15 protein-coding genes and 1 riboswitch are annotated in these 12410 nt (G+C 33.2%); of the genes, 1 reads left to right on the top strand and 14 read right to left on the bottom strand.

The features are described from left to right. Positions 1-3: 3 nt before the first annotated feature. From L8T27_RS27770 to L8T27_RS27735, 8 genes are all read right to left on the bottom strand, one after another. Positions 4-285, bottom strand: a complete 282-nt coding sequence (locus L8T27_RS27770) for a hypothetical protein (protein WP_127739893.1) — start codon at positions 283-285, stop codon at positions 4-6. 53 nt (positions 286-338) lie between these two features. Beyond that, positions 339-422: riboswitch (cyclic di-GMP riboswitch) on the bottom strand. 61 nt (positions 423-483) lie between these two features. Then, positions 484-1161 (bottom strand): DUF6037 family protein, encoded by a 678-nt coding sequence (locus L8T27_RS27765; protein WP_127739894.1) that lies wholly within the window; start codon positions 1159-1161, stop codon positions 484-486. A gap of 343 nt (positions 1162-1504) precedes the next feature. Further along, complete coding sequence (locus tag L8T27_RS27760) at positions 1505-2338, bottom strand: LPD1 domain-containing protein (RefSeq protein WP_127739895.1); 834 nt, start codon at positions 2336-2338, stop codon at positions 1505-1507. Beyond that, positions 2322-2486 carry a hypothetical protein gene (locus tag L8T27_RS27755; protein WP_164849720.1) on the bottom strand — a complete coding sequence of 55 codons (165 nt, stop codon included), beginning with the start codon at positions 2484-2486 and terminating at the stop codon, positions 2322-2324. Before L8T27_RS27755 ends, L8T27_RS27760 begins: the two co-directional genes overlap by 17 nt. A gap of 124 nt (positions 2487-2610) precedes the next feature. Beyond that, positions 2611-4485 carry a group II intron reverse transcriptase/maturase gene (gene ltrA / locus L8T27_RS27750; protein WP_127739896.1) on the bottom strand — a complete coding sequence of 625 codons (1875 nt, stop codon included), beginning with the start codon at positions 4483-4485 and terminating at the stop codon, positions 2611-2613. A 716-nt stretch (positions 4486-5201) separates the two neighbouring features. Continuing rightward, positions 5202-6005 (bottom strand): hypothetical protein, encoded by an 804-nt coding sequence (locus L8T27_RS27745; protein ID WP_127739898.1) that lies wholly within the window; start codon positions 6003-6005, stop codon positions 5202-5204. Between the two features lie 97 nt (positions 6006-6102). Continuing rightward, positions 6103-7173, bottom strand: coding sequence for a DUF6094 domain-containing protein (locus L8T27_RS27740; RefSeq protein ID WP_235856657.1), 1071 nt, complete (start codon positions 7171-7173; stop codon positions 6103-6105). A gap of 97 nt (positions 7174-7270) precedes the next feature. After that, positions 7271-7615 (bottom strand): DUF6018 family natural product bioysynthesis protein, encoded by a 345-nt coding sequence (locus L8T27_RS27735; RefSeq protein WP_127739900.1) that lies wholly within the window; start codon positions 7613-7615, stop codon positions 7271-7273. Positions 7616-7916: 301 nt separating this feature from the next. Here L8T27_RS27735 and L8T27_RS27730 point away from each other — a divergent pair, with 301 nt between their 5' ends. Next, on the top strand, positions 7917-8165 hold the full coding sequence (locus L8T27_RS27730) for a hypothetical protein (RefSeq protein WP_127739902.1): 249 nt from the start codon (positions 7917-7919) through the stop codon (positions 8163-8165). A gap of 53 nt (positions 8166-8218) precedes the next feature. Here L8T27_RS27730 and L8T27_RS27725 read toward each other — a convergent pair whose 3' ends face one another. From L8T27_RS27725 to L8T27_RS27700, 6 genes are all read right to left on the bottom strand, one after another. Continuing rightward, positions 8219-9373, bottom strand: a complete 1155-nt coding sequence (locus L8T27_RS27725) for a DUF418 domain-containing protein (RefSeq protein ID WP_127739904.1) — start codon at positions 9371-9373, stop codon at positions 8219-8221. 268 nt (positions 9374-9641) lie between these two features. Further along, positions 9642-9800: a hypothetical protein gene (locus L8T27_RS27720; protein ID WP_237944431.1), complete on the bottom strand. Its 159-nt coding sequence runs from the start codon at positions 9798-9800 to the stop codon at positions 9642-9644. Further along, positions 9787-10968: a hypothetical protein gene (locus L8T27_RS27715; RefSeq protein WP_127739908.1), complete on the bottom strand. Its 1182-nt coding sequence runs from the start codon at positions 10966-10968 to the stop codon at positions 9787-9789. Before L8T27_RS27715 ends, L8T27_RS27720 begins: the two co-directional genes overlap by 14 nt. Before the next feature lie 122 nt (positions 10969-11090). Continuing rightward, on the bottom strand, positions 11091-11411 hold the full coding sequence (locus L8T27_RS27710) for a hypothetical protein (protein WP_127739910.1): 321 nt from the start codon (positions 11409-11411) through the stop codon (positions 11091-11093). A 22-nt stretch (positions 11412-11433) separates the two neighbouring features. Further along, positions 11434-11832 carry a hypothetical protein gene (locus L8T27_RS27705; RefSeq protein ID WP_127739912.1) on the bottom strand — a complete coding sequence of 133 codons (399 nt, stop codon included), beginning with the start codon at positions 11830-11832 and terminating at the stop codon, positions 11434-11436. After that, positions 11829-12359, bottom strand: a complete 531-nt coding sequence (locus tag L8T27_RS27700) for a hypothetical protein (RefSeq protein WP_127739914.1) — start codon at positions 12357-12359, stop codon at positions 11829-11831. Before L8T27_RS27700 ends, L8T27_RS27705 begins: the two co-directional genes overlap by 4 nt. Between the last annotated feature and the right edge of the window lie 51 nt (positions 12360-12410).

The raw sequence follows: 12410 nt of genomic DNA, 5'->3' as shown, positions 1-12410 counted from the left end.
TAGTCAGTTTATTAGCGACTCAATTTCATTAATGAATAAGGCTTCTTCCATATTGGAGCTTAGTATTGTAGCAATTTCTGGTGTAACTTCCGCTTCAATATCTTCAATGTCCTTTAATCTTGCTGGGGCTTCTTCTCTTATCGCAGACATTAATATGGTTACTTCGTGGAAGCTCTTATTATCAACCTGCTTTATACTGTCCTTTGAAAGGGAGTATAATTCTACTAATGTATTTTCCTCTATATTATTAAAACAAGTTTTCTTAATTGTGTATTTATCTGCCACTAGTATCATCCTCTTTTTTGTATTCTTACCACAAAAAAAGCCAACTAAACATATGTTTAATTAGCCGGTTGCGCTACTAGCTTCAAATCATCCAAGCGCCCAAATAAAGATGATTTTTCATCGCTTCTAAGTATAGTGACTTTATACCTATATTATATTCAGTTTTTACCAAAATGCAACTTTTCTTCTTTAAAGTATTTAATAAACTTTTATTTTTATATCCGCTTCTTTTTTTTCTACTGCCTCTTCTTTTTTTTCTGGTGTAAAACAGACGGAGATATTTCTATTTCCTATTACCTTATTTGCGTAGGGAAGTAATTTTTCTGTTTTTTCATAGTTTTCTAGGCTACGTTTCTCGCCACGTTTATCATTGTCTCTAAAATGACTAAAATAGATTTTATTATGTTCGTTATCTTTTGATGTCGGATAGGAATGAGAACATACTAATCGATCAAAATTTTCTTTTCCAGCCTTTGTGGGAGTTGCTTTGTCTAATATTCTATAGAAATTGTGTAGGCTAAACTCCCTTCTTTCCGTGCCGTTAAGTTCTAAGAATTTCATTAAATCTTTAAATAAATCCTCTCCTAACCTATTAGGAAGCTCAAAGCTTTCGAAATTATCACTTTTTTTATAATCTAATGGCAAGGTCAAATATTGGTGTGTCTTTCTTTTAAATAGACCTAATATATATTCTTTGGGTTGTGAATTATCTGTATAGGGTCGCTTCTTTATGATTTTATAATCATATTTAAAAATCGCACATATCTCCAGGTCTTTTTTATAGGGGATGTTATTAATAACTTGATAGTCTATTTTTTTATTTTTCATTGATTTTGCGAGAGAAAATAAATTATTTAACCTGTAACCTCTACTCATCTTAACCCTCCATTAAATAATTGCTCGTGCTTTTTTTTATTCCTCATCAACTTAAAACTTAACTCTAATCTCATCAGAATCATCTTCTAATACAATCTCTTTTACTGATATCTAATATTGTGTATCGATGCAGAAACGGTGCCTATACCACTAGCAGTTTCTATACTATAAAGTTTGATATTTTAATAGAATATAGTTCAAAAGTTTCGATACTATTTTACCATATTTAACCTTTTATATACACTAAACTCTATTTTTGGAACGATATCAATGATCCTTTTTCATCATAGTATCTAAAAAAAAAAGGACTAGCTCTTGGCTCATCCTTCGTCTCGACATGAAATTAGATAATTTCATATTTTTTTAGTATCGTTAGCAGTAAATCAAATTGCTTGTTAATTGTAGTCCTTTCTTCCCCTACTGGAAACGCTATAGGGTCTTTTGTGCCTGTTACAAGGTAGTCACTAACACGGTTATTAGCAAGGAGTTTATCCTGGATAAAGCTTTCAAAAGCCCTCGCAGTAAGCTCAATAATATCTGCCCAATATAGCTTATTACCTTTATCTAGCTTCATTGAAGCTGAAACATAATTAGAGAGATGTGATGGATAAGGAATTTTTTCAACTCTTTCTCCTGTTTCTTTTTCATGAAACCATGCTAAGGATAAAGCAAACTTTTTTAGATCTCTTTGCTGTTTGGTTAGTATTTTCTTTTCCATATCAGTTAAATCACCTGACCCATAATACTTTTCCATCTCAAGAGAATCCTCCAAATCAATTCTTTGCATTTCAGTATATTCTTCCATGCAAGCTAAAAGGTCTCCATTATAATTTCTATATATCTTTCTAAACTCTAAGCCCCTATACGAAACGCCTGATTTATTGGTATTTTCGAAGTGAGAAATACTATTTCCGCTCCTAATAGTCTTTATCAGGTCCTCATAAGCATTAATAACCGTTTTATCTATGTGGGAACCTAAAGTATCTACATTGGAAGCATATCCCCTTCTAGAGGTATCTGCATGGCTTAAACAATAGATATAATGATCAAGAGCATGCCACCATTCATGAGCCAGAACACCTAGTGATCCTTTGTTTTTCGTCATATTAATAACTCTCGAAAGAGCTTCATAATGTGCAAGAGCTTGTCCTCCTCTTCCTCTAGCTCCATATGCCATACCTAATGTTCCCACCTAGAGAAAGTGTTTTATAATCAATATCTAAAACCTCTGCTAAATCCATCATGGCTTCTGAAGAACGAATCAGATGCTCTATAGCTTTTTCATCGTCTAATGGCAATAGGTAAGACTTTGAAGTTATCTCCATCTTTTCCCCTGCCCCACACCGTACGTGCGACTTTCACCGCATACGGCGTTCCATCGAGTCTTAAGTCTCTGTAAGACTATCCATATTACACCTCACAATGTAATAGGACTCCTTATCCTCACATCTAGTTATTTATAATCTCTCTATATTTACTTAGTTTTTTGTAAACTTTTACGTCCTTTTCGTCTAATTCTTTCATATGAATTTTAGAGTGACATGTTTTGCATAGTGTAGCCAAATTGTTTAATTTGTTCACCTTATCTATTGGAAGTTTGGGGTTTATATGATGGCAATGCACAATAGTAGAAGTTACGTTCCTTCCACAAGCTTTGCATTTACCTTTATCCCTGTTACATGCGTAGTCCCTGTTTAAAACAAATTCAAAGTTGTATTTATCTGAACTAGTTCCTGTATGCTTTAATTTACGAAGTACAATATTATTCATATAACTTTCATCGTAGATTGTAGGTCTAGCTCTCTTTAATTTACGTTCAGATTCCTTTTCATATAATATTCTTCCATGTTTCGTGTATGGTGTCATTTCTGGTTTGAAGTTTAGTGCCTTTATACATTTTGTATAAGATAACTTCGTCAATCCTATTTTCACCGAGTCCACTTCGATATAAGGTCTTTCAGCTGCGCTATCTTTATGCCTATCAGTTCTATTGTCTAGTTTATTGGCAGGAATCAACCATTCTCGATAGTTTCTTCCTTTGTATAGTTTAGAAAAAGATTTACACATAGAGTGATATAGCATGCTGTCTTGTTTGCTGAACAGTTTTGCGCTATTGGCTATTTTGTAGTAATTGCTGATACCTATTAGTTCCATATTGATAGTTTCAATTTCCTTAGCAATATCCCAAGGATTGGTATTGAATCTAATGTTTCTGATTTTCCTTTTAACATTAGCAGTTTTTGCATGGAATTTTATCGGATTAGGTACCGCTTTACCTACTATGCTATTTTTTAATCTTGACTTCTCTGCAAATATGTCGAATCCCAAGAATGTCATTCTTTGTTCCCTTAAATCAGTAATGAATGTTTTTTCTTTGGATAGTTCGATTTTCAGTACATGTTGGTAATACTTCTCAGTTTTGAGTAATAGTCTTTCGGCATTTTTCTTTGTTTTAGTTAATATTATCCAATCATCAGCGTATCTTATGAGGAAGCAAGGTTCATGACGTTTCTTAACTTTTGCAATTCCTTTGTTTTTATAGTCTTTCAGGGAATATCTAGCCGGGTGCTCCTCGTATTCTTTTGCAATTAACCGGTCAAAGGAGTTGAGATAGATGTTGGCTAACAAGGGAGAAATAATTCCACCTTGAGGAGTTCCGGAATCAGATTTTTGGATATGTCCATCTTCCATGATTCCTGCCTTAAGCATCTTTTTTACAAGCGTTAAGATTCGTTTATCCCTTATTCCTATGCCCCATAATATGTTTATCAGTTTGTTATGATTAATGTTGTCAAAGTAGCTTTTGATGTCACCTTCAACTGCATAATAAGTTTTGCTTTGTCTTATTATGTTAATCACTCTAGCGATTGCATGTTCCGCTGAACGATAAGGTCTAAAACCATAACTATGTTTAAAGAATTTTGCCTCTGCTATAGGCTCGATTACGATTCTGACCAATTCTTGAATGATTCTATCTAATATAATCGGTATCCCCAGAGGTCTTTTCTTACCGTTAGACTTTGGTATCCAAACACGTCTGACTGGAGCAGGTTTGTAATTATCAATCACTTCACGAATGATTTTAATTAACTCCCCATATTCCATTTGTAGAAAGTGATTTATGTCCTTTTTATCAATACCGTGAGTAAAACTGCCCTTGTTGCTTTTAATATTGTGAATGGCTGTTTTAATGGTTTGCTCTTCCTTCATAATTTCAACTAGGTTGAAGAACGGTTTGTTTGAATTGCTGCTAATTTCATATAGATTATCTAGTTTTTCTCTGAGTTGTGTTTCACTTTTGATAGGTAGTCTTTTATCCCTCATTATTACACCCTCATTACATTATATTTAGAGAGTTAATGGTTAACTGTTTAATTCCCACATTCCACTTATAGTAGAAAGGTTCATTTAGACTAACTTTCTTGTGAGTTATGGATAAGTACCCGACTGGTCCCCTTCGCTCCATAAGAGTTACCCCATTTCTTCACTACTACGGGACCGCTGCCACTCAATTATTTCTCTAATGGCTCCTCTTAAGCCTTGAATTAATTGAGCTTCCCACGTTCCTCTATTCCTATCCCTTATTTTACTGTGCCTTAGATTCTTACTTTACGCCGACGATACTCACCAACCTTGATTAACCGTAACATGTTGGCTCGTCATTACTAGCAACTACGACACTAGTAAGACGTGGAATCATACATATTCCCATATTCATATAGTTCATCCATTCTCGTGGTTTTCTTCCTTTGACCTATATTAAGAAGAAGATTCGGTGACGACGCTTCAAACATAAGTTCCTTGCGTAATCATAGCTCAGTTTTTAAGGACTACCGCATTATTTTGATTGTTTATAGGTACAACCTCAAATTACGACTTTACCTAGCTCTACACCATTTACCCAAGAGGGGGTATCTAGCATATAGGAGTATCATAGTCAGGAGATTTTGGATAAAATCGGTTATTTCTCCTGGATAGGGATTTCACCTATCAAATTGGAATAGAAGTTAGGCTTATATACATTCATAAGCCCTTCAATTTCACGCTACCGCGTTTATATGAGAACGTGGCGCACCATAATTCCCGAACTGAACGCCTCTATATCCGAAAAAGGATATTATGTCTTCTGGTTTTTGTATACTACTTGGACTTCCTCCTTTTCTATCAGGACGTTCTGGTAAGTCCCTTAACCATGAAGAGGATTTTTTCTTTGGTTTAGAAACAGACTTTTTAGTTAATAACTCTTCCCAGCTGTTTATTAGAAAGGCTGTTTTAAAACTACTTCGAAACCCACCTTTTAAATAGAAGTCTCTAAATTTAGATCCAAGAACACCTAAGCGAGCAGGACCATTATATTTGTCTTTATGTTGTCTTTCTGTACGTAATTGATTACCTAGACGGTTAATAAAAGGGGCTACATCATCAATTACTCGAAGATCTTCCATACAAATCAATAAATATTGGGCAGCTTCCATAAAGGATTTACGCCCTTCTCTTGTTTGGTTTGCCGGTATATTATCAACACGATGAAGGATTAATTGCTTTAGTTTCGCAATAGCCGGTTGAGTTCCTTTTTCCTTTTCTGCCTCGAAAGAGAAATACTTAAAAAATTGTTTTTTAGAAATTAGTTCTTCAGATAACATAGGATTAATTTTTTCTATTATCTCTAATAGTTCTGAGCTTTGCTTTTCTTCAAATGCTTTTCGCAGCTCTGCAAGCTCTTTTCTCGAACCTCCTATAAGCTCTCCTACATCATAAGAAACCTTATTTGTAGCTTGTTTCTCTGTTCTAATATCTCTTATCTCAGTTGTCTGATCCATAAATAAACTTAATTGATTAGTCATTTATTTTTCCTCCTATATAAAAAGGACTAGTGGCTTTACCGCTAATCCTCTCAAATTCTTTATATTAGTAAGATTGATATTCCTCTTTGATTAGTAACTACACTAACTTTTTTATTACCCCTTTAGGACTGATTAGTTTTACAGAAACATCCCTTTTGGTCTTGGTTTTAGTAATAGTTGTTTTTCCGCCATTATCATGATTTTTCACTTCACTCTCGACAACTTTAGAGACGACTTCGATTCCTTGTACAAGATGATAATTATCTCCTTCACCTATTTCTCCATTAATAGCTCCACTGGCCATTAAAAGGGACAGCTGACCTTGATTTAAGGGTAGAATAGGATCTCCTCCAATGACCAATTGTCTTGGCTTGGTACGATTAATAAAAGCGGTAAAGACTTTACTATTCTTTATTCCTTCTACAAAATCACTTTTATTCCCAAGCTTCGTGTAGAATGTCTTTAATTCTTGAATACCAGCGGGAACTTCCCATTTTTTATTAGCTCTTATAATATGGGCAATTGAGTTCACCTTTGTTTGAACAAAAACCTTTGATTCCATTTGAAGTAGAAATTTATATAAATCCTTATTAACTTCCTTATCTTTACCACTCTTCTTTCTTCCAATGAAAATACAATGATTATAATCGTCGTAGTCTTCATCCAAAAATCGCATAATCCCAACATCGAAAAAATGGGATGCTAGAAATTGGGCAATCTGGTTATCTGCAAATCGATAGGAAGGAATAATATAAATCATTATGCCTCTTTTAGATAAGTACCGAGTATTGCGATATAAATCGTTCCATTCCTTCTGATCAGAAGAGTCATCTTCCCTGATATTCATACTATTTGAAGGATTTAAAAATAGTAGCAATACAGCTTCGTTTTGGATAATCATGCTTTCTATGGGAGCATTTATACAATGCTGTAGGATCTCCTGTGCCTTTAAAGCTCTCTGTGTGTTTGTTTCTATCCCATACGTTGTAATCTTACAATTATCATTCTGGAAAGGCTGTGCAAGCTGATGAAGAATTTTTCCTTCTCCGCAATTGGAATCAAACCATACTCCACTACCTGTTACACTTAATAACTTTAATAGCTTATCCCCTTGTTTTTCTGACATTTCAAAGAAACCGCTGCTTACTTTACTTCCTACATTGTTCATTATTAATTTCCTCCTAAATTCTAAGTACTCTGTAATTAGAAAAACGTTCATTCTAAAACAGAATGAACGTTTCTCTTTCCTCTTTTGTAGGTTCTAATTAAATATCGAAGAAATAACCTAAGAAATCTCTTTTTATTCGAACTAATAAACTTACGTCTTTTTGATAATTTGTGCTCATATTATAATTTTTATCTCCTTTAAACCTCCACATAACTTTGTCACCAATTGCTTCTTCAATAGATTTTACAAAATTAATGACTTCCTTAACTGCGTATTTTTTTGAGTCCGATTTAGCATGATAAATGCGACGATCTCCATTTTTAAAGATTATCTCTGCACTCATTCGTGTAGTTCTTTCATAAACATTAACTGTCTCCATATGCCTTCTACAATCCTCAAATACCTCATGATTGATTGATAATTTATTAGTAGTTGTGTTCATTCTTCTTCATTCCTCTCATTTATAAAATTTGTTTATAAAACGCAAAAAAGCGCCCAGAGAGATCGTTTAATAAGCATAACAATGCCATTAATTTCGATCCCAAAGGACGCTGCGTTTATTAAGTAACCTGCTAACCAAAAGTGGTTGCTGAAAAATTAAAAATAAAAATATATTTATACACTAATATTACTATCTAAATTTGTGATATTCAACTAAATAATTATGGGTACCTAAGAATTTAAGTTTTCCCACTGTAAATGTGAAACTGTTCGTTATAAAATATGTATATAAGGAGGATTCTATGGATAAATTACAAAATATTTCAATATCAGCACTGGTAGTATCGATTATAGCTGTTATTTTAAGCTATTTAACTAATATGAAAGTAGAAGCACCACATCCTGATGGTAATTCAACTACGATGGATATTAGTTATATTTATGGAGAGGCTGCAGTAATATTTAATAAAATAGAGCCTTACGGGATTTGGGGAATAATAATTTCATTTGTGGCATTAATTTTCATTAGATACTATCGTAGGTCTTATTAAGAAAAAGAGATACCTGAACTAAACTGGTATCTCTTTTTATGTTAACTAATGAATTATTGAGAAGATGAAGATATAGATTTTTTATTTCTTAATGTGTCTATCTTAATATACGTTAATCTTCTCCATAAAAATTCAATTGGGCCTTGTTTAAATAAGAGTAACCAAATGTAACTTAACCAGATTTGGAACACAGCCACTATAAAGGAAATTATTATTAACTTAGTTGGAGGCAATGTTCCATACAAATGGAATACCTTAAAAATGACGAACCCTATTATGTTTTGCAGTAAGTAATTACTCATAGAAGTTCTACCGATATTGCCAATTAAGGAAAGACTCCCTTTGAGCTTGGTTATCATCAATAAAATACTCAGTCCGTAAAATAAAGACATAAGCGGATTACCAATAGATTCAGCTGCTTGCAAGTATAGTAATGAATTCGGCTTAACAACTGGGAGTAGTTTAATAGTTAATCCCACAAGCCCAAATACTACCCAAAACACATAGTGTTTTTTAGTTATATTCAATAGAATGGATTTACTCTTAGCAATCAATACGCCAATTAAGAACATAGGGAATATGCTCATATAGAGATATGGTAAGTTTCCTGGCTGGTAGGTATTTAGCCAATCATATAAATTTTGTAGAAATCCTACTGTTCCGCCTGATTGGTAATTCATTATAACCGAAACTATATAATTGTAATCAAGATATTCAGCCGGATCATAGTTATAGCCAATAAGGTTATAGAGAATTACGACATTAGGCAGTAAAACAATGGCTATCATTAAACTTATAATCCATTTTGGGGCCTTATAAAGCGGTAATAATAAAAATCCAAATAATGCATAAACGATTAATATGTCGCCATACCATATAAATAAAGCATGGAGTATTCCTATCCCCAGCAATATAAACTGTCTCTTAGAAAAAAGTATGTAAGGGTTATTCCCCTTTGCTGCAGATCGTTCCATAAATATGATAAAGCTGAATCCGAATAACATGGCAAACAGAGAGTAAAAATTCCCTTCCGCCAAGATAAATAATAACTTTTCAATTAACCGGTCATGACTTGATGTCCATAGGCTACTTGGAAAGCTATCATATAAAATCGGAGTACTTAGAGGCAGTATATTAGCAAATGCAATACCTAATATAGCAAAGCCTCTTATGACATCAATGGAATGAATCCTTTCTAATTTATTCATTTCTTATCCCTTCTTTCAGAAAAAAAGACTCCCCAAACATGGCAAAGATAACCTTCGCTAAGTTTGGGGAGTCCCATTAGTCTAATTTTTTATTAAATAAAGCATAGCAACTATTGTATATGTAGTCAATATCCTTTAAATGCTATACTTTTATATTTTTTGTTGAACACTCTAGTATCACTTCTGGAGTAACAGTATATTCACGTAGTCCAATTCAAACATACGGTAAAATAAAAAAAGAAACTCGTGTTTCGAGTTTCTTCTATCATTAATTGTTACTTTTGTTATTTAAGTTTAATTCATCCAACATTCCATCAAGTTCTTTAAATATTTGAGCCACTTTATGATCTCTTTCTTGACGACGCTTCTCGTTTAGTTCAAGTTGACTTTTAAAATGGATCGTTTGAACTGCATTAGTTTCTTGCATAGTATCCTTCTTTTCTACTTGTACGGTGGACATTAGGAACGCCTCCTTCTTTCTGTTGATAAAAGATAAGACTTAAAGCATGGAATAGCCGAAATATTTCTTCATTATTAATGATATCACTATTTCTTAACAAATACCATGCTTTACGATTAATGTCATCGTACATGTGAAAGTTCATTATCCAGGCTTTTTTTCCGTCCACTCCTAACTTCATTCGAAAAGAAATAATATTATAATTATTTCGAGGTTGGTTAGTCCTGGGTTCTTTTAACTTTCCTTTAGAAACAGCTACTACGGAATAATCCTTGTACTTATTATTGTCTATATTGATTGTTTCAGGACTGGCACCTGTTGTACCAACGTCATAAATCTTTTTCAATTCTTTTTTTCCCAATTCCTCATAAATAGTAAAACCAGAAATAAATCGTAGATCTGTTATATCATAAACACCATTTGCAATTCTAAATAGAATTACATTCACATCGGCTTGTAACTCGATTAAGTAGCGGAGAATTATGTCTGTTTCGGTTGCCTTATCTCTGATTTCTCTTATGAACTGTTTCGATTTTTCTATCTTAACAGTAAATTGTTCTTTTAATAATTGATTCTCCTGTTTTAACTCGGCTTTGTCCCGATTATACTGTTCTGTAACAACACTAATAGTCTGAGAGACATTCTCTTGTTTTGTCAGAACTCCCGTCACATAATCATAGAGTCCTGCATACGAAATGTCATTTTCTACTGCATAACTTATTAAGTCATATTCCTGTTTTCGTTGCTTTTTGTAGGAAGGTAGATGAAATGCAGGATCGTTAAATATCAACATTCTTTTCAAATAAGAGGGGACTAACAATGCAAATAACACGATCAGTACGCCCAATATAAACAATCCCTTCAAATAAATTGGCCACTCTGTTAATATTCCAGTGGAAAAACCAGCTAGGATACTCCCGATCACTGGAATAACAGTAATATTTACATTCTTAATGCCTTTAAAAATCTTTAATAATTTTTTCATGTCTTTAAATAGAAGAGTAATCAAATGTGGTATCCTACCACTTTCTGCGTCTATCCTTCTATTAATTCTTTGTATTTTTCTTAAAACAGGATCTACTTCACTGGAAATCCGTTCTAGTGAAGTATGATAGTTAGTATTTTGATTACTCATATATTCATCTCCTCTAATAAATCCTGGTTGATAGTTTATAATCTAGTACTCCTCTAATCTATGAGAATAAAAAAAGAGACCTAGCTTGATCTTGATAATGCGAATGCTTCTAGGTCTCTCCATTATTTTACTGGTTTAATGTTTAATGGCTCAAAAATACACCATTCTTTAAAATCCTTATAAGCTTGCGGCAAAGAGGTAGAAAATAATAAAAATTCCTCTTCTATTCCTACAACATTGAGTGTAGCTGCATATAAGCTTAAATTAATATTCTTGTTCGAAATTCCTGAGAATTTTCCCTTCGTCACTAACATGTTTGTATTATCTTTAACTACCAATGTAGAAAGAGTTCCTTCCTTCCATAAAACAGGAAGAAACTCTTCTTTAATAAGTACATTTTGGTGTTCGAGATTAGAAATACTAAAAAAATTCATTCTTCTCATCCTTTCCTCTTCCTCCCATTGATTAGTTTATAATGCTACGTAACTTAGCTATATTTACACTAATACCAAGGCCCTTAAATCTTTCCTGTACCAAGTTTCTAGCATGGTTTTCCTCCATTGCTAATACCTCGATTTCCTTTATTAGTTTTTGATCAGCAAATTGCACAAAGAATGAAACGATATAATGTTTCCTTTCTGTTGCTCTCCCTTTGTATCTTTCATCTCTTGGATTCACGATTCTAACTTGTTCTGTATGTAGATAGGTTAGTAGCTCTCCAGATTCTATTTCTATTAAGGCATTTTCGTCTTGAAGTATATTTATGATGGTCGTTTTGCCAGAAGCTATTTGATGCCCATCCATGTATATACAATACGGTTCTATTCGGTACATGTTTTTTTGAGTAAAAAATGTAATACTCATGCTATAACTTCCTCCCCAAACGAAAACAAATCGAATTCTTTAGGAGATAGATCTTCCCTAATAAAATCGATTTGTTTTAAAGTCTCTTTTAATTTTAATTTTTGATTCTTTCTAATTCTCTTCTGAATAATTAAGGAGTCATTGACCACAGTCAAAAAAATATCTCCTAACACGAATAATCCTCTGGCATCAATCATTTTACAAGAAGGCCTCTTCATTAATTCATTTATCCAATCTTGGGAAGTCTTGAATGGATAGTCCAGGATACAATCAATATTAGTTACTTGTGCCCCCAGACATCCTATAGATAAGTTGAATAAATGGTAACCTCCTGAAATATCTCCGTTAAAATATACCCGGTAACCTTTTAGTAACTCTCTAGATTGATTTTGAAAAGGTTCTATACGAAAGGTACTTCCATCCATATTCCATTCCAAATCATTTTTCTTTTTTGTAAACCTTAATCCTTTTAATGCATTTTCTAACTCATTGGGTTCCATAGGGACAAAACAAGTAAGTTTGTACATCAAATTCCTCTCCTATCTCTTTTTCTTCTTTAAAACACAAAAAGAGCCTTT

The organism is Niallia sp. Man26 (assembly GCF_022049065.2).
GTDB lineage: Bacteria > Bacillota > Bacilli > Bacillales > Cytobacillaceae > Niallia.
Note: the sequence above shows the minus strand (reverse complement) of the source record. Positions and strands in the feature narration are given on the sequence as shown.